At 44.4% G+C, this 18,197-nt stretch carries 17 protein-coding genes; 6 read left to right on the top strand and 11 right to left on the bottom strand.

Annotated elements, in window-relative coordinates; all coding sequences use genetic code 11:
- Positions 1-45 precede the first annotated feature (45 nt).
- Complete coding sequence (locus CBX98_RS08090) at positions 46-1,485, bottom strand: sucrose-specific PTS transporter subunit IIBC (protein ID WP_109168938.1); 1,440 nt, start codon at positions 1,483-1,485, stop codon at positions 46-48.
- 235 nt (positions 1,486-1,720) lie between these two features.
- Here CBX98_RS08090 and CBX98_RS08085 point away from each other — a divergent pair, with 235 nt between their 5' ends.
- The gene (locus tag CBX98_RS08085) at positions 1,721-2,707 is read left to right on the top strand and encodes a LacI family DNA-binding transcriptional regulator (protein WP_109168937.1); all 987 of its coding nucleotides are present in this window, start codon (positions 1,721-1,723) and stop codon (positions 2,705-2,707) included.
- Between the two features lie 63 nt (positions 2,708-2,770).
- Here the strand turns inward: CBX98_RS08085 and CBX98_RS08080 are convergent, their stop codons facing one another.
- The 6 genes from CBX98_RS08080 to CBX98_RS08055 all read right to left on the bottom strand — a co-directional run bounded on the left by CBX98_RS08080 (position 2,771) and on the right by CBX98_RS08055 (position 9,596).
- Positions 2,771-4,144 carry a carbohydrate porin gene (locus CBX98_RS08080; protein ID WP_109168936.1) on the bottom strand — a complete coding sequence of 458 codons (1,374 nt, stop codon included), beginning with the start codon at positions 4,142-4,144 and terminating at the stop codon, positions 2,771-2,773.
- A gap of 531 nt (positions 4,145-4,675) precedes the next feature.
- Positions 4,676-5,407 carry a hypothetical protein gene (locus CBX98_RS08075; RefSeq protein WP_109168935.1) on the bottom strand — a complete coding sequence of 244 codons (732 nt, stop codon included), beginning with the start codon at positions 5,405-5,407 and terminating at the stop codon, positions 4,676-4,678.
- Positions 5,408-5,719: 312 nt separating this feature from the next.
- Entirely contained in the window at positions 5,720-6,439 is a 720-nt protein-coding gene (locus tag CBX98_RS08070; protein ID WP_046875840.1) for a beta-ketoacyl-ACP reductase, read from the bottom strand.
- A 300-nt stretch (positions 6,440-6,739) separates the two neighbouring features.
- The gene (locus tag CBX98_RS08065; protein ID WP_109168934.1) at positions 6,740-7,534 is read right to left on the bottom strand and encodes a metal ABC transporter permease; all 795 of its coding nucleotides are present in this window, start codon (positions 7,532-7,534) and stop codon (positions 6,740-6,742) included.
- A 3-nt stretch (positions 7,535-7,537) separates the two neighbouring features.
- On the bottom strand, positions 7,538-8,464 hold the full coding sequence (locus tag CBX98_RS08060; RefSeq protein ID WP_109168933.1) for a zinc ABC transporter substrate-binding protein: 927 nt from the start codon (positions 8,462-8,464) through the stop codon (positions 7,538-7,540).
- A complete protein-coding gene (locus CBX98_RS08055; RefSeq protein ID WP_109168932.1) occupies positions 8,454-9,596 on the bottom strand; it encodes a hypothetical protein in 1,143 nt (380 codons plus the stop codon). Before CBX98_RS08055 ends, CBX98_RS08060 begins: the two co-directional genes overlap by 11 nt.
- Positions 9,597-9,803: 207 nt before the next feature.
- On the opposite strand from CBX98_RS08055, the gene CBX98_RS08050 reads away from it, so the two are divergent.
- Positions 9,804-10,475, top strand: coding sequence for a cupin domain-containing protein (locus tag CBX98_RS08050; protein ID WP_109168931.1), 672 nt, complete (start codon positions 9,804-9,806; stop codon positions 10,473-10,475).
- Positions 10,476-10,548: 73 nt separating this feature from the next.
- Here CBX98_RS08050 and CBX98_RS08045 read toward each other — a convergent pair whose 3' ends face one another.
- Positions 10,549-10,788: a YdcH family protein gene (locus CBX98_RS08045; RefSeq protein ID WP_005392770.1), complete on the bottom strand. Its 240-nt coding sequence runs from the start codon at positions 10,786-10,788 to the stop codon at positions 10,549-10,551.
- Positions 10,789-11,020: 232 nt separating this feature from the next.
- Here CBX98_RS08045 and CBX98_RS08040 point away from each other — a divergent pair, with 232 nt between their 5' ends.
- Entirely contained in the window at positions 11,021-12,058 is a 1,038-nt protein-coding gene (locus CBX98_RS08040) for a DUF4382 domain-containing protein (RefSeq protein ID WP_065645969.1), read from the top strand.
- A gap of 114 nt (positions 12,059-12,172) precedes the next feature.
- On the opposite strand, the gene CBX98_RS08035 is transcribed toward CBX98_RS08040, so the two are convergent.
- Positions 12,173-13,042, bottom strand: coding sequence for a helix-turn-helix domain-containing protein (locus CBX98_RS08035; RefSeq protein WP_109168930.1), 870 nt, complete (start codon positions 13,040-13,042; stop codon positions 12,173-12,175).
- 125 nt (positions 13,043-13,167) lie between these two features.
- On the opposite strand from CBX98_RS08035, the gene CBX98_RS08030 reads away from it, so the two are divergent.
- Both CBX98_RS08030 and CBX98_RS08020 read left to right on the top strand, forming a co-directional pair.
- Entirely contained in the window at positions 13,168-14,316 is a 1,149-nt protein-coding gene (locus tag CBX98_RS08030; RefSeq protein WP_005392764.1) for a PLP-dependent aminotransferase family protein, read from the top strand.
- Positions 14,317-14,728: 412 nt separating this feature from the next.
- Entirely contained in the window at positions 14,729-15,757 is a 1,029-nt protein-coding gene (locus CBX98_RS08020; protein WP_109168929.1) for a hypothetical protein, read from the top strand.
- Between the two features lie 103 nt (positions 15,758-15,860).
- Here CBX98_RS08020 and CBX98_RS08015 read toward each other — a convergent pair whose 3' ends face one another.
- Entirely contained in the window at positions 15,861-16,190 is a 330-nt protein-coding gene (locus tag CBX98_RS08015; protein ID WP_109168928.1) for a DUF4156 domain-containing protein, read from the bottom strand.
- Positions 16,191-16,385: 195 nt separating this feature from the next.
- Here CBX98_RS08015 and CBX98_RS08010 point away from each other — a divergent pair, with 195 nt between their 5' ends.
- Complete coding sequence (locus CBX98_RS08010; protein ID WP_109168927.1) at positions 16,386-17,096, top strand: lipoate--protein ligase; 711 nt, start codon at positions 16,386-16,388, stop codon at positions 17,094-17,096.
- Between the two features lie 62 nt (positions 17,097-17,158).
- Here the strand turns inward: CBX98_RS08010 and CBX98_RS08005 are convergent, their stop codons facing one another.
- Positions 17,159-18,196 carry an HlyD family efflux transporter periplasmic adaptor subunit gene (locus CBX98_RS08005; RefSeq protein WP_109168926.1) on the bottom strand — a complete coding sequence of 346 codons (1,038 nt, stop codon included), beginning with the start codon at positions 18,194-18,196 and terminating at the stop codon, positions 17,159-17,161.
- Between the last annotated feature and the right edge of the window lies 1 nt (position 18,197).

Below are 18,197 nucleotides of genomic sequence, written 5' to 3'. Positions count from 1 at the left end.
GAAAAGAAGTGGATTTTGGGGGACTCCACCCTTAAGGAGTTCAGATTAAGCCGTTGCTTTTTTACCGACTTTAGCGCGGTCACGCATACCAAGAACAATGGTGAGAACAAAGGCGGTCAAGAACGCGATCACCATACCCGCGATGTAGTAACCAATCTTATCCGGCGTGATGGAAATGATGCCTGGAAGACCAGCTGCCCCTAATGCCTGAGCTTTCACATTAAACATTGTGATGAACGCACTTGATAACGCCGCAGCGCAAACTGCCGCAATAAATGGGTAACGTAGTTTTAAGTTAACACCAAACATGGCTGGTTCTGTAATACCCAGCAAACCCGTGACACCCGATGGAATCGCAATACCTTTCATCTTCTTATCTTTACTCATCACGCCCACCGCCAACGCTGCAGCACCTTGAGAAACGTTAGACATAGCCGCAATAGGAAAGATAAAGGTGCCGCCTGTTGTCGCAATATCCGCAAGAAGTTGCGTTTCAATCGCAATGAAGCTGTGATGCATACCAGTAATAACAAACGGAGCATAGATAAGACCAAATACCGCACCACCAACAAAGCCAGCTGTGTTGTATAGCCAGTTCAGACCATCACCCAATAGGAAACCGATATCACGCGTGAACGGACCGACGACAGTAAACGTCAATAAACCCGCTATGAAAATCGCCAGTAATGGCGTTAAAAGGTTGTCTAAAACAGAAGGTATGACTTTACGTAAGCCTAGCTCAACCTTCGCAAGAATGAATGCCGATACCAAAACTGGTAACACTGAACCTTGGTAACCCACTTTTTGGATTTCAAAACCAAGAATATTCCAAACCGGAATGTTTCCAGACACAGATGCGCCGCCGAATCCCCAACCATTCAGCAAGTCAGGGTGAACCATCAACATACCTAGCGCTGCCCCTAAATATGGGTTGCCGCCAAACTTCTTGCTGGCTGAAAATGCCAACAGGATAGGCAGGTAAACAAACGGCGCGTTTGCAAACGTGTTGATCATGTTCGCCAAGTCAGTCAGTCCTGGATTGGCCTCAATCAAGGATTTGCCATCAATAAACAAGCCTTGGGCAGTCAGTAGGTTGTAAATACCCATCAACAAACCGCCAGCGACGATTGCTGGAATGATTGGGACGAAAATATCAGACAGCCCTTTCACCGCGCGCTGAACGATGTTTTGTTTCTCTGCGCCAGCAGACGCAACGTCGTTGGTGGACATTTCACTCATCCCCGTCAACTTCGCCATTTCTGCATAAACTTGGTTTACGATGCCTGATCCAAAAATGATTTGGTACTGACCCGCAACTTTGAACTGCCCTTTTACCCCTTCAAGGTTATCAATCGCTTGTTCATCTATTTTTTGCTCATCTGCAACGGCAAGGCGTAAGCGTGTCGCACAATGTGCAAGTGCGGTGATGTTGCTTTTACCACCTAATAGAGTTAACAACTCTTTTGCTACTGCCGGATAATTCATTTCATACCCCATTGGATTATTATCTGAGCTTGCGAAATTTTCGGGAACGTTTGCGAAACAGATTTTTGCTCAATAAAACCAAATGATCAAAGATAAAGCAGAGAGAATGTGAGAATGATCGTCAAATTCTCTCCCTAAGAGCAGTATAGGAGGTTAGAATCGCTACTTATCAAAGAGCTTTTCATCTTCTCTTTGCAAACAATCCCAAAAACGAAAAACAGAATGGATAGGAACAATGGCGAGTCTGCATGATGTCGCCCGTCTGGCTGGCGTATCAAAATCAACAGTGTCACGGGTTATAAACGATGAGTATGGCGTAAAAGAAGCGACAAAACAGAAGGTCCGCCAAGCAGTAGCGGAGTGTGGCTATGTGCCGAACCAAGTCGCTAAAGATCTAAAATCTCAAAAGACCAATCTGGTTGGTGTCATTGTTCCTCGGGTTTCCTCTCATGCCACATCCCAAGGTGTCGATGGATTAACCGATGTCCTTGAAAAAGCGGGGAAACATGTCTTACTTGCTAGCACTCACCAAGTCCACGAAAAAGAACTGGAATACATTCAGATCTTTAACCAAAAACGGGTTGAAGGGATCATTCTTTACGCCACCCACCTCGATTCCAAGCTGGTAAAAGCAATTCAAAACTCAGCGGTCCCAGTTGTGCTCGTCGGTCAAGATGGTTCCATGTTTAATATTCCAAGCATCATTCATGATGACGCACGAGTGGGGTTTGAAGCGGGAAATAGACTAGTTGCAAAAGGTTGCCAAACTATGGGGTTTATTGGCGTACAAGGTGACGATATCGCGGTAGATAAACAGCGCTCTGAAGGATTTGTTCAAGCGCTGCAACACCATGGTTTTGAGCTCGCCTTTCATGCTCGTGGTGACTTTACCATCGATTCTGGCTATTCATTGGCAAAACAACACTTAACAAAGACCCCTAAGTTAGATGGCTTGTTCTGTGCGACAGACCGTATTGCTATTGGTGCGATGAGAGCGATTCAAGAGCTTGGGTTAACACCGGGTAAAGACGTTTTAGTGCTAGGAGTTGGTGATGATGAGCTCGCATCAGTGTGCACCCCGACCTTATCAACATTTAACTATGCATTTGATAAAGCAGGTGAAAATGGTGCGAAACTGTTACTAGATAGAATTGCCAACAGAAGTTTTGAAATGAGTAAGATGGTACTAACCTTCAAAGCAATTGAGCGTCAGTCCTGTTAATGAAAAAGCGCCAACTGAAATCAGTTGGCGCTTTTCTTATTACTCTTTGTCGGTTAGATCCCTTTAGAACCAAGTTTCCATTTGCAGTGCAAACAGAACTTCACCACCATCACCCATCGTTGCAGCGCCCGCATCCTGGCTAATCGAGTAGCCATTCAAGTCTTCGCTCCAATCTACGTAGCTAGCAGCAAAACGTAGCTCCGGACGGTCAAAGAAACCTGCTGCGGTAGACATCTTAAGCGTTGGTGCAATTGTCGCTTTGTAAAAACTGCCACTTGCTTTATCAATCGCATTGTCTAGGTCCATGTATTGGTATGAGCCTTCATAAACCATCTCAAAGTTTTGTGTAAACTCTTGCGCTAAGCGGATGTTGAACGATGCCCACGTAAATTCATCATTTTTAGCAAAGCGATCTTGGCTGTGTTCTGCTAACAACGCAGGTGCTACACGCCAATTGTCGCCGATGCGTGTTACACCATAGCTGAACAAGCGTACGGCTTTTGCGTCTTCTAGCAAATCACCGTTTGAACCAATGCCTTTAAGTTCTGCACCCAGTCCATCACCCATCAAAATACCAGTTTTAGAGAAGCCTTCACTCATGCCAAAGAAGTTATCGCCATGGTAGGCAAACATCGCATGTAAACCTTTGTCCGCTGCACCTTCTGCGCGATCATTGTTATCAGCAGACGTCATGCCGCTCAGCATCAATTGCCAATTACCAAAGCGGTTGTTCATTGTCGCGATATAGTTTTCAACATCCGTTGACGAGCTATCAATCTCACCAAAATCACGACCATAGATCGAGAAGTTTGCTTTCCATGAATCGCTCATTTGGACGTCATACACACCAGCACCAGTGCCAGATAAGAAAACAATATCCGAGTCAAAGAAGTGAATGTCAAAGTTATCACGGTCAAATCGTTTACCAGCCCAAAACGTCGCGTCTGCAAAAGCTCTTGATTCAGAGAACATGCTCAACTTGTTTAGCTCAGCATATACCTGACGAACGTTTAATTGACTCTCGCTCGCCGTCCATTCGTTATTGGTTTCCGTACTATCTGCCAACATGATTCGGAACAAAGCGCTGGAACCATCATCTGCAAAGCGTTTGTGAATAAGGTTTGCTTCCACATAATGATCATCCTCTACCCCTAATCGCCCAACTGGAGCGCCAATAGCACCAGCTGCCGTCATGTAAGGACCAGTACCCACTGCACCATTCAGATCGTCATTAATCAGTAGCCCGGAACGAGCGTAGCCATGAAACTCAAAGCTTGAGGCTTTCTCATTTGCTTCTGTGGATACTTTTTCTGTCTGTTCAAGCCTCTGTTCTAATTCATTAATTCGCTTTTCAAGAGCGGCAACATCTGTTGTTGCGAATGCAGGTGCAGTAACCAGCCCAAGCGCTACTGCCATCGTCAAAGTGTGTAGTTTCATTTCCATAGTCTCACGTAAATTTACACTCAGGGTTTTGCAAACGTTCCCAAGAAAAATTGCAAACATATGGTGACTTTAAATGTCCATCTAAAGCCTGAATTTCAGAGCGCTCAGATACAGAGCGTCTCTATCACTTGTATCAATGGGGCGATAATATATAAAATTTTCGGGAACGTTACCGCAAGGAAGCAATTTTGTTACTTCTATCACGTTCAATTGTGTTACTTACAGAAAAATCATTAACCAGCGCACATTTGAATGGTAATGAGAAACAGGCATTGAAATTCAGCCTTATTAACAGGTGGCATTGTGGCAGAGACGTTGGCTCAACGTCTTTTATAGATTGTCTTGTGGTTAGAGCGCACAAAAAACTTCATAGAATCAGTGAGAGCATTGGCTCCATGCATTTTAATATCTACAAAACTCATTTTTTGAACATAAATGAGTTTTGTAAAATCCAATAATCTTGCTCATGGTCACATCGGTTTCGAAAAGCCACTCATTACCAAAAAGTAATCAAGCTAATGTAGTCTAATGCATCTCAACGTTATTCTCTTTGGCGACTAGTAAGTATTTAATTTGATGATGAAAATCTGCCTCAATTATCTCTTCTCGACCTTTGGACATAACGGTGTCGTAAACCATGTTTACATATTCATACGGCAGATATTTATCAAAAACATGAACTATATCGTCGTTAATTAAAATTTCACCGTAACAAGCTAAGTCTTCATCAAACGTATTTTGGTAACAAGATATTTTAGAACTATCCCATCCAGAGTAAAATTTGACACTCTTGACATCGTCATACATCGCAATGAATAACTTTTCGATTCCAAGCTTTCCTTCAGCCTCAAACCTCGACTCAAAGTTAACATAGCCGATAGCAATACCTTCATTAGAAGCTGAGTAATCTTTATTAACTCCGTAGTGGACTTGGTTTTCTCTAAGTTTAGAATTGCCAATAGCTTTCCAAGTTAGGCGGTTCCCATCAATATTTTCACCAAATGTAAGCTCTTCTTTGACCTCAATAATTTGGTTCGCCAATTGGTAAGTTAAAGGCAGGTCAAGATCCGGAACGTTAGTGGCAAGACTTAGACCTTTCCTGCTATGTTTTTCGTAAATTACCTGATGTTTTCTTGGCTCGGAGTGAGAGCTTACAACTATCCATCCGCTTTCTTCAGTAGATGGGTTAGTTGATTCGGAGTTACAGCCCAAAATAAGAAGAGTTGACGCGCTAAACAGTACAGTTTTTAAGTACATAGTGAGTATTCAAAGTTAATTATTTAGTGGCATTATCATTTAAAACAATATCATGGGCAATAAAATCATACTTTAATACCTCAATAGTTATTCTATTTCGAAGTTAATATTTTTGATTAGCTACATTGCTAGGTTAATAACAGAGAACGATGCCAGAATGAATTACGTGTTCTAACTCTATACTTAATCATACAAATCCGGCAGTGCGAAACGAATAAAGTGAACGTGTCAAAAGCCCGAATAGCGTTACCCAACAAAAACGCCCTTCACATAAGTAAAGGGCGTTTGTTATTTGAGATTTTGATTAGCGAGCTATAACACCAACCCACCATCAATCTTGAGCACTTGTCCGGTTATAAACGCACTTTTATCAGACGCTAGAAACGCAACGCCATTGGCAATGTCTTGCGCCGAGCCCATGCGTCCCAGAGGCGTTTTACTTTCCATCATTTGAATGACTTTTTCAGGCAAGCTCTTTGTCATGTCGGTAGCGATAAAACCTGGAGCAACACAGTTGACTCGGATTTGAGCGCCTTTTCTTGCTAACTCTTTCGCCCAGCCTTTGCTCATCGCTATCACGCCACCTTTACTCGCGCCATAATTACTTTGACCAATATTGCCATCCGTTCCCACGATAGACGAAATACTGACAATACTGCCTGCGCCTTGCTCTAGCATGACAGGTGCAACGCGCTGGGTGAGTAAAAACACCGCTTTTAGGTTCACGTCGATAACGCTGTCCCAGTCTTGCTCTAACATGTCTGGCAGCAGTGCATCTCTCGTTATCCCGGCGTTGTTGACCAGAACATCAATGCGTTGATGTTTCGCGACGATGCGGTCGACCACTTCACTTACCGCTGCGGCCTCACAGAGATTCACTTGATAACTTGAAAGGTTTGGCGACTGACTCCACTCCACAGGCGAGATATCTAGTCCCACGACGTGGAATCCATCTTCGAGTAATTGCTCGCAAATGGCCTGCCCTATACCGCGAGCAGCTCCTGTAACGACGGCGACTTTTTCGTCTTTCATCTTGGTCTTCCTTAAATGTTGAGAGTACAAATTCGCTTGTATCCCTAGCGTTTTTTGTTTTTATGCCTAGTCGCGCTACAGCTGCGCTTCTCATACGCAGGGTCTTTTATATCTTATAAAAACTATAGAAACAGTCTGGGAGTCGGATGTGAACTAATCAAGGCAACTTGATGACTATGGCAAGATCAACTTAAGAAAGTGTGTTGGAAGGAGCAAAGTTACACGATTGGAGGACTTGGATAGAAAAGTATTGATCTGATGACTCAAATACTACTTCATCAGACCAATATTACTTGTCTCTTAATCTCTTACAAAAGCTGGTTTTGTTATTTTCACCAGAAAAGGTTGAAGCAAAAGATTAAACAACATTCCAGTAATAAACAGGGTGATCACAATACTCGCACCACTTGGTAAGTCGTAGCGAGCCGATGCGGCAATACCCGATAAAATCCCAACAATACCGATGCTGATACTGGCGACATAGAATCGAGTTCCCTTCAATGCTGCCGCACATAAAGCCGGAATAACCAACAAAGCAAATTCTAAATAAATGCCGGTTAACTTGACCGTAATGGGCATCAGGATAGCAAAGATCAGATAAAAACCACTACCACACATAAACGCAGGTTTTAACCAAACCAATAGCAACATCGCAGCGGTAATGAGTGCCAAAGGCCAAACGTCTGCCCAAGTCGCCCATAACAGTTGCCCATTAAGAATGCCTTGAATAAAGTCTCCGCCGTGTGGGTCTTTGCTCACCAGCAGGATCGCCAGCGATGCAGACACCACAAACAAGCTGCCAATCATGGGCTCTAAATGTTGCTGGTATCGTTTCTCCATTAAGGCAATCAAACCGCAAAGCATCAAAGACATAACCCAAGGGCCAATCATTTCACCAAAGAATGAGCCTGAGAACAGCGCGTATTGGCTCAACCAGTAGTGGCTTAGTGCTGCCCCCAATGCCGCAACTTGCGCCACCGCCAAATCTATAAAGATGATCTGACGATTAAGAACTTGTTGCCCCAGAACGATGTTGCCAACTAACGCAATTAAGCCACACAAAACCGCAGGTAAAAGCCATGCATAATCTGCCATGACTTAGATCTTCACTGGAACGGGTGGCACTAACACATCCAGTAAATCATCAATGACCTGATCGTACATCTCATCCAAGCTTTCACCCTCAGAAACGGTCAATGGCAGTTGAATCACAGGTTTGTCAGTATGCTCCTGCAACCAGTTCGCTGGACGCTGATCCTGATGAGAGGAGTAAACAATCACATCAAAACTGTCGGCATCTAACTTGGTAAGTGATTGCAGGTGAGATGTGGTCGGTGAAATGCCCGGTTTAGGTTCGAGATCGGCAATCTGCTTCATTCCGAGCCAATCGTACAAATAACGATACGTCGCGTGATAACCGACAACTTGCTTACCCTTTAAAGCCGCGCCTTTCTCATTCCATTCATTGAGCTTTTTTTGCCACTTCGCGCGAAACTTCATACCATTAACTTGGTAACTTTGTGCGTTGTCGGGATCAATCGCTTTTAAGCGCTCCGTTACTTTGCGAGACAACGGAATCATGTCATTTGCCGCAAATTGAACATGTGGGTTTCCGTGCGCATGAATGTCCCCCATGCTGCGGTCAACATGATCATGAGAGTCCAACATACGCACGAAATCGGTCGCATAAATCATGCTTTGAGCACCATTTTGAACGGCACTATTGCCACTTCGATTTTGAAGCATCGGCAACCAACCTACCTCCAACTCAGCGCCAGAGCACATCGCCATGTCAGCTTGGCGCATCTTGGCAATCAAAGACGGACGAGCTTGAACATAATGGGGATCTTGCTTAGCCGTGGTTGCTGAGTAAATGGTGGCGTTTGGGGCATGACTTTCAAGAAAAGCTTTCCATTCAGGCTCACAAACGAAAATGTTGAGAGCCAAAGCAGGCGAAGAGATGATGGCAGATCCCGCCGCCATCATCACTAAACTGCATTTACTTATCGCAAGTTTAGAACGCATGTGCACCGTGCGCTCCAAATGTCATCACGTATTGCAGAGTAAACACGTTGTCTGTTTCGCTGTCTTGGTTATCAATGCGAGTGTATTGCGCACGGATCGTACCGAAATGAGAAGAATCCCATGCGATCATCGCATCCATCTCTTTATCATTCAGTGCTGTGAAATGCATATGATCGCCGTGTGCGTGGCCATCATAGCTTTCTGCTTCGCCGTAACGTAGGCCTGCAGACCAGCTTGGGTTGAAGCGATAAACGCCCGAAACATAGTATGCGCTTAAGTTGTCTGGTGACTCTGCTTCGTTCTTGTATTTGCTGTCTACTACACCGTCTAACAACATGTATTCCGCAGATAGCGTGAAGTTGCTGTACTTGTAGTTACCATCTGGTGCCCACTTCCACACAAAATCTGCGCCGTATAGGTTCGCACCCGTTACAGCCGCAGCGTGGCTGTGGTCATGTTCTTCTTCGTGACCATGACCATGGTCGTGATCTTCGAATTCTTTAACTTTGCCATTTTCGTTACGCAGGTAACTTAAACCAAACTGCCAACTTGAAGATTCAGAGAAATCATTACCAAGCTTCATCGTTGTCGTGTAAACACCAACTATAGAGCCATCTTCAACAGAAGACATCTTGTTGCCGCTTAATGCTTCTACACCAAGCTTCACGTAAAGATCGGTTGGCAGAACGATGTTTGCGCGTACACCGTCATCATAGTAATGCGAACCAAGGAAAGTACGGTAAGCAATTGGGCGTTCAACGAAACTGTCAGTGTGCATATGTTGATTGTTGAGGTAACCGAAGTCAGATAGGAATCGGCCTGCGCGCACGTTTACACCGTATGGCAATGCCAAAGTTTCGATGAATGCTTCTTCAAGCTCTAATTCTGTCTCATCGCCATGACTTTCAAGAACAGCGGTCAACGCACCGTGAAACTTATCGTCAATATTTGATGATAAGTTCAATTCCGTATGGCCTAGGCCAAAGCCTTCTTCGCGCTCAGAATTATGACGTTGACCATCTTGGTAGTAGCCATCAACAACAACACCAATCTGTGGGTTCGATAATGTATCGGCAAAAACAGGGGACGCAAAAATGCTACCGATCGCGAGAGAAACCAATTTCTTATTCACTACTTCTTTCCTTTTGTTATGTTATAACATTTAACTTTGCGATGTTATAATATAACAATTATCATTACACAAGCAGAAATTTAACTCGGTTCCGACTGCTAGCTCGTATTCAATCCCTGATTTTGACTATCAACAAGTGAATCAATTGATGTTTTTTATACGTATACTATTGAGAGTCAATCATTAGATAAGTAACGGAATTTCAGTATGTTGAATATGGATTTCTCGAAAAGAATCGTGATAGAAACAGGGGAACAGGAGTGGATCGCCAGCCCTTCCAAAGGCGTGTGGCGTAAACCTTTGGAAAGAGAAGCCAAAGAATCAGGGCACACCACCAGCGTAGTGAAGTATGAGCCAAACTCGCACTTTTCGACTCATCCTCATCCTCACGGAGAAGAAATATTAGTGCTCGAAGGAGTGTTCTCTGACGAAGATGGTGACTACCCTGCTGGAACCTACTTGCGTAACCCTCCTGGAAGTCAGCATGCGCCCTATAGCAAAGAAGGCTGTGTGATTTTAGTTAAACTAAATCAATTCAATTCTGATGATCTTGAAACAGTTCGCATCAACACGAACGAAGCGAATTGGTTACCTGGCATTGGTGGGCTGAAAGTCATGCCATTGCATGATTTTGAGAATGAACATGTCGCATTGGTTAAATGGCCGAAAGACGAGAAGTTTCAACCACACCGTCACTTTGGTGGTGAAGAAATTTTTGTGTTATCGGGGGAGTTTAAAGACGAGCTAGGAACCTATCCTCCCTACTCTTGGATACGCAGTCCACATATGAGTGAGCACTTTCCTTTTGTAGAGCAAGAAACGATCATTTGGGTAAAAACAGGCCACCTGCCACTCCAAGCTCCTGCTCAGCAACCCTAATGTTGGAATACTTGGCATCGTCCCTTGAAACTAAAATCGGCTCGTAGATTACGAGCCGATGATCATTGCGTCGCTAAGAGCCCATAATTCTCGAGTGGAGCCAATCTTTGAGCTCAGCTCGATTATGTTTTAACACGTTCATTTCGTGATCATCAATCGGGCTTCCTTGCAGTTCTAGTACGCGGATTTCCTTATCTAAAGCATTGTAGTTTTTAACGGTTTCAGCAAATGATGCATCGTTTTCGGCAAGCTGAGTAATGGTATCCAAATGTTCTGGGAATTCATGAGTTAATGAGTGATTTTCACCTAACATAGAGACCTCTTGGCTAGAGTTATTGATGTATATCTCCGCTCATTTTTTGAGCGACACATTCTTAACCATAGCACTTCATTGAGCACAATATCGTCGATTTGAGCACACTTTTACTGAACGTCTTAATGATGGTTCGTCGCTGTTTTCGGCCCGGTAACTCCGCTCGTTGTTATTCTGTACTTTGTCAATAATCGGCTACATTTAATACACTTCTCATAAAAAGGTACATCTAATGAACAGCATGAAAATTGGCCTAATCAGTGCATCAATAGCCGTTGCACTTATTGGCTGTAATTCAGACAGTGACTCTGTCAGTACAATGACTCCTGTTACTTTGTCCGTATCAGATGCCCCTATTGATGACGTATCAGAAGTGGTGATCACATATAACAAAGTTGCATTTCTTCCTCTGGATGGTGGCACACCACAAGTATTCGATGTGTATAAAACAGACGAAGAAGGCAATTTGGTCGACGAAGATGGTAACCCCCTTCCCGAAGGTGAAGATCCACTCCCACTAAGTGTTAACTTACTCAATTTCCAAGGCAGTGACGCGCAGGAATTGGTGGATGATGAACTGATACCAACTGGTAATTATAAACTCTGCGTGTTTGCTAATGATGGCGATCATCCAAACTACCCATCGTATGTGATTGACGAAGCGACAGGAAATCAAATCCCACTGACCGTCAAAGGTGATGGGGCTTGCCCACAAGGTGTCGGAAAGGATCCTGACTCTGGAGTACTGTTCTTTAACAACACCTTTGCAGTCAACCCTGACAATAATGAGTTCGTAGTTGAATTTGATCTGCGCCGTGGCTTAAAAGACGGAACAGGCCAAAACGAAGGCTACAGCATTCAACGCACCTCCGTCACTTTAATTAACACGGTTACAACGGGGGAGATTCAGGGTGATGTCGCAACATTGACCTATCAAAGCTGCGAAACGGATACCCCAAGTGCAAATGGATATTCGCACGCGGTCTACTTATATCAAGGAAATATCGCCGAAGAAAACATGGGGCCATTTGCCGGCGCAGAAGGCCAAGCAATGCCAATCGCAGCAGCGAACGTGGTTCAAGACGTTGATGATGCAAATTACGAGTACGAATTCGGTTTTGTAGAACCTGGTACTTACTCGGTCGGTTATACCTGTACGGCAAATGACGATTCTGAAGAAGGTATTGTCGCTGGCGAAACTTTCAGCATTTATCAATCAACTAGCGGACTTAACGTATCCGTTGGTACTGATACAGACGCAAACTTTTAAGATCCCCTAGAAATGGCAGAGCCAGCACAAGCTCTGCCTTTTCTTCATGGCGCTCTTGGTCAGTTCTTTGCTCACCATAAACCGACTCACAAGATAATACGTTCATTTTCATCCTTAGAAGAAGCTAATGGGCAGATAGAAATCCAGCTCAAACGCCTCATCATAGCTGAGAAAGTGATTTTTATGATAATGGACATAAGCGGGCGTAGAACGCTGTTTAAAGCCAGAGTTAGGCAACCACTTCTCTAATACCATACTCAGTTGAGGAAGAAGCTCACCATATACTCCCGTTAAGCGAAAGACGGCATGCAAACCACCCGGAATCGTCATTTGATTCACGACGCCACGCACTTTGAGCGGCGTATCAATCGCCATACAAGCCACATAACGACACTTGTCGAGTTCGACCCAAGCAGGATTGGAGTGATGCAAGCCGTATTGAACCGAAAAGTCCCGATTCTCAGAACTTGCCCACGCTTTCAAAATCAGCCACGCGTTGCGAATGGAACGGCTATAACCCTCATGCCGTACATACGCCGCAAAGCGTTGTGGAACCTCCATAATTTTAGGTTCTGGCAACTCGCGTTTAGCAACACGATGATAACCCGCTGCTACTTCCGGATCCTTCAAATACGGTTTTTCTGCGACTTGTAAATCATGCTTTCTCCACGCACCAGGTGACATAGCGAACGTCGCTTTAAACGCTCGGCTAAAAGAAGATACTGAGCTAAATCCGCACTTGTTAGCAATGTCTAACACCGATGAGCTGGTATCAAACATCAGTTGATTGGCGGCGTATTCCATTCTTGTGCGGCGGATATATTGATGGACAGACTCCCCTACCACATTTTTAAAAATACGATGGAAGTGTTGTTCAGAATAGGCTGCTACATCTGCTAGCTCTTTAGCCGATAACTCTCTGCTAATGTCCTGATGAATGTAAAACAACACGTCATTGATTCTGGAAACTTGTTGATGGCTCACGGAGTAAACTTTCGCTCAAATAGCATAAATGGACATATTTAACAGCATAAATGGACACACCAAGCTTGGCAATTTACCTATACTATTTCTGACATAAAAAAAGACAATTACGAGAAGCACAGCACATGGAAATAGCACAGTCATTACAACAAACTAAGTCATCCTACATTCGAGAGATCCTCGCAGCAGCGAGCGATAAGAACGTCATTTCTCTTGCGGGTGGCTTACCGGACGAAAAAACCTTCCCGATCGACTTAATGAAACCGACGCTCGAAAACCTCGCGAACATGCCAGAGGTGTTTCAATACGGCGCAACAGCAGGCTACGCACCGCTACTTAACTTTTTGACCGATTATTACCAGCTACCAGAATCTCATTTGGCGATGATCACAACGGGTTCTCAGCAAGGTCTAGATTTGATTGCGCGTGCGTACGTGAATCCGGGCGATAAAGTGGTGATGGAAGCACCAAGCTACCTTGGTGCTATGCAAGTATTCGGTTTAGTGCAAGCCAACATCGTGACCGTTTCGCAAACCGAGTGCGGCCCAAACCTTGAAGAACTCGAGCAATGCTTTGCCACGCAGCAACCAAAAATGTTCTACGCCGTGCCCGATTTTCACAACCCAACGGGCGTATGCTGGGCGCTAGAGACTCGCCAAAAAGTTGCCGAGCTTTGTATCCAATACGACGTTGCATTCATTGAAGACGCACCATACCGCGAGCTGCGTTTTTCTGGTGAAGCACTGCCGCTGGTTTCGGAGTTCTGCCCGCAGCACTCCATCGTATTGCGTTCATTCTCCAAAATCGCCTCACCAGGCTTGCGTATTGGTGTGGTAACGGGCAAACGCAGTTACCTTGAGCCACTCATCAAAATCAAACAAGGTGCCGATCTGCACTCTAGTATTCCAATGCAAGCTTTGCTGCATGGTCTACTGCAACATGACAACTTCGAAACGCACATTTCAACCATCTGTGCGCTTTACAAATCGCGTTACGATGTCATGTTTACTGAGCTGCAAAAACAGCTGCCGGAAAGTTGCGTACTCAAACCTGTCGATGGTGGTATGTTTGTCTGGGTAGAAATTCCAGAATGTGACACGTTCGAACTTGCGAAGACCCTTCTCGCAAACTGGGTTGCTGTAGTGCCAAGCCCGGTATTTTATCCGGAAGGTTCAAAGGTAAAAGCCGCTCTGCGTCTTAACTTTACCAATGCCACACCAGAAGAACTGACGACTGCTGTCACTCGACTTGCGGATGTACTCAACGCTTTGTAATTAAGCGCATGCGTTAGAATCTGCCTTTGAGATTCGAAAAAGTCTCAAAGGCAGCATCAAAAAAGTTCCCCAAAAAAATTTATATTTTTCTCTCAAATCAACTCTCTACAGTAAGTGCCTGTTTTCTCTTGATCCTCTCACTCATATAAAAATGAGAACCTAATCACGTATTTGATGGTTAGAAAAGTTACGTCTATCTTTCAAACAAAAGACATCAACTTCGCAGCATTAATGTTCTCAATTTCAGACACTTTACTCAGTCGTGGCTTAGCGATTGAGAAAACGACTAGAAAGCATCTGCGGGCATACCCACTACGAAGGATTGACCAGAACCATTCTGAATGTCGCGAGCCAATCTTTTGATTGGCAATTACGTCAGTGAATCGCACCAAATGACAGAGGGGTTATCAGGATGAACACTCGAACCACGACAGGACTCGTCGCCACTGGCTGGTCCGTTATCTTTTCACTTTTTACCGCATTCGCCGCGTATGCGAATACGTCTCCAAACTGTAGTGATGTTTTAGCGGGCAACACAACTGCCGTATCGCAAAAAATGATGGTTTTACTGGGCGAAGACATCACTAAATCCAACCGCATCACCACGGTGATTCCAGCCGAAAACAATCCATTTGTGACCGAAGCACTGGTCTCGGTTTCCAACGACGTGTCACCCAATGGACGTTTGCCACAAAAGACATTGGAAGAGATCAGAAAAGTACGCTCAGATTTAGAAAAAGCCGCACAGGAAGTGAGCCGATTACAAGGTACTTTTGAAGTCGCATTTGTTAGCTTGATTGATGGTTACTGCCAGTTCTCGAACCACGAACTTACTCAGCATGCCAAAATCGACTTTGACCATTTGGAAGGTCTCACGTTGTATTCAATCCCCGCTTTGTTAGCAATGGTGGATCAATCTTACGCCATGGCAGAAAATAGAATTGCTAGCGAGCAGGAACAGTTAAGCAACATCGAGAAAGAACAACAGAGACAGAAACAGCAAGCCAGTGCTGCCGCAGCAGCACGTTACCAAGACGGTAACGTGTTGGTGAAAGTCGAGAATTTTGATGGCTCTAATGTGACGTTTTCCGTCACTAACGTCGGTTCACAAGGTTCATTACAGCCAAACTTCAACACGTTTAATGCCTATCGCACCGAAAGCGGAGAGCTAGTGTATAAATCGGAGTCTTTGTTGAACTTAGCAGATACTGCGGGTAACACGCTTGAAACCATGGGGATCGCAGAGCTCTCATCACGAGGGGGAAATAACTTGTCAATCTCTCCGGGTGAAACCCGAAAATTCGTCACCAGTATCGCTTCAGAAGTCGCACCACACACACAGTTAAGCTTGGAGTTCCCGGCAAAAGTATTAAATACCGAACAGGACTTCACTCTGTCGTTTTCTGACACGACGGCAGTGGCTACAGCGAACGTAAATTAACTGAAAAGCGCTCATCATAACGCGCACAGACGTAAACTTGTTGTTTGGCAGCAAGCTCAAAGACAGGCACATTTCGCCTGTCTTTGCTTTCGGAAAAGTAAAATTATGGCTGTTTGCACTTATAAGCATTGGCAAACATGGTAACCGATGTGGAGAAGTCCAACGGCTCATATAAATACAATGTATCTGCGCCTAAATCTGCCGCTTTGATGCGCATTTGGTTTAACGTACCCCAGACCATGTCTTTATCTGCGTGCAGCCAATAATCATAAAAGTGCCCTTCCGAGCCAATTACCGTTCCCATTAGCTCGCAGTTTTCAATCGCATTCACGTTGCCCCAAAGCACTTGGACTTGCTCAGATTCTTGGGTCGGGAACGTCACACATCCCGTCAATGATGCCGCTAACGCAAGACACATCACTCGCTTTTTCATAGTCATATCGCCTAAAAATTATTTAGATGGCGGATTTTATGAATTGCTTATGTGATGACCAACAAAATATTTCTATCGCCCCTTTAAATAGAAATAATGGAAGCGAAGAAAACTCTAAAGGCAGCGTATACCGCTAGTAATCACATGGCATCTAAGATAAAACAGTAGCGATAATATACGGATGAGGGATAGAGTTTGGTTTCTAAAAATAAGCTAATTCGCTATACGGCTACGGAAGTCGCTGATGCATTTGAAAAAGAAGATGAGCTCATTAAACAAGTTCAGTCCAACCAACTCTCGCAAGTGCTATTACTTTGGCAAGTAAAAAGCCAGACGCTCGTGCTTCCCGCAGGTAAAAAGTGGCCTATTTCTAACGAGTTAGAACATGCGTTAAATGCGTCTGGCTGGAAACTCTTTTCCCGTAAAACTGGTGGTGCCCCCGTCCCTCAAGTACCGGGTATTATTAATCTATCCCACATCTATCACTGGCCAGACGGTGAGCCTTACGACATCAAGAAAGCGTATCTCGATTTGTGTGCGATATTAACGGTTTTCTTTAAACAGCTCGGCGTGAAAGTGGATGTTCATGCTACGCCTTATTCCTACTGCGATGGCGAGTACAACCTCAACATTGGCGGGCAAAAAGTCGTGGGAACCGCGCAGCGTGTTTTACTTAAAAAAGGCGGCGGACAAGTGGTATTGTCACAAGCATGCATTCTGATTGATGCCGACGTCGAGAAGATTGTCGAACCAGTACGAATGTGTAATCAGCTTTGTGGTCACAGCGATGATATTCGTGGCGATGTCCACACACCGCTCTTCCATCATATATCCGACCGTCCGTCGGTAGATTCACTCTTTCAGCGACTGACGAGCGCGTTTTTAATGCATGCTAAAGGCGACTAAAGGCGCGTTAACAACCAAAAGAAAAGGAGCTTTTCGCTCCTTTCCTACTCAATCAACCAACGTTAAAAGCGAACTTCCACTTCGACCCCTTCAATCCATCGACTTTTTTCCAACGGCTCATCAAAGCTCAGTGTGACTTTTAAATAGGCCGGCTGCCCTTCAAATGGGCTTTGAAGTTCTGAAGGCAATTTGTTCACAACCTCAACTGGCTTCGATACCGTCGCATTAAACTTTCGACCATCAGGAAATACGACTTTTGCTTTGGTTTCTATATTACTGTATTCGAGGTATTTAGGATTTAGAAAAGCCGTAACTTCAGGTGTCACGTTGCGAGCAATCGTGAGCAATGGCGTATTTTCCGATACATTTTGTCCCTCATGCACATGAATATCGAGTACACGACCGTTCATAGGAGAACGGAAGGTGAGATCTTCTTGTTGAGCACGCTTTACTACCAGCTCACGCATTAAAGAACGATACTCTTGTGTCACTGGACCAGCCAACTCTAACTCTTCCAAGTTACGCATCGCATCCACATAAGCAATTTTCTGACTGCTTAACTGATTGCTCAGTGAGTTATTCACACTCACAATAGCCGCGTAATCCACCTCAGACACTTGCCCTTTCTTTCTGTAAAGGTCGTATTTTTTCTGAATATCACGGACCTTCTTCAAGCCTTCTGCTGAGCTTTCAATAGCACTTTTGTATAGCTCATCAGTACTTTGCACCTGATTTTTAGACAGTTTCACCAGCTCATCTTTAATGAAATCAATCTCTTTATTCAACGCATTATCTTTTAACAACAGCAGCGCTTGATCCTGAGTCACTTCCGTACCGACATTCACAGGCACTGGCCCAACAATGGCAGAGCGAGTTGCCGTCACCGTAAGTGGATGTGACGTGATAATGGCAGGTGCCGTCACTAATACTTGCGTTCTAAACAAGTAATAAGCCATAAACAAAAGCGGACTGATTACAATCGCTAAAATCAAGTACCAACGGAGACGATAACCGCCACGCTTTGCCTGTCCGTAGACGACTTTCATCCCGTTCTCAGACTGCGGTTTGTTTTTCTTATCTAAGTGAAAGTTAACTTTCATA

The sequence above is a fragment of the Vibrio sp. T9 genome, from assembly GCF_003123985.1.
Taxonomy (GTDB): Bacteria; Pseudomonadota; Gammaproteobacteria; order Enterobacterales; family Vibrionaceae; genus Vibrio; species Vibrio diabolicus.
The sequence above is the reverse complement of the archived record's forward strand: the minus strand, read 5'-3'. Positions and strand labels throughout refer to the sequence as shown.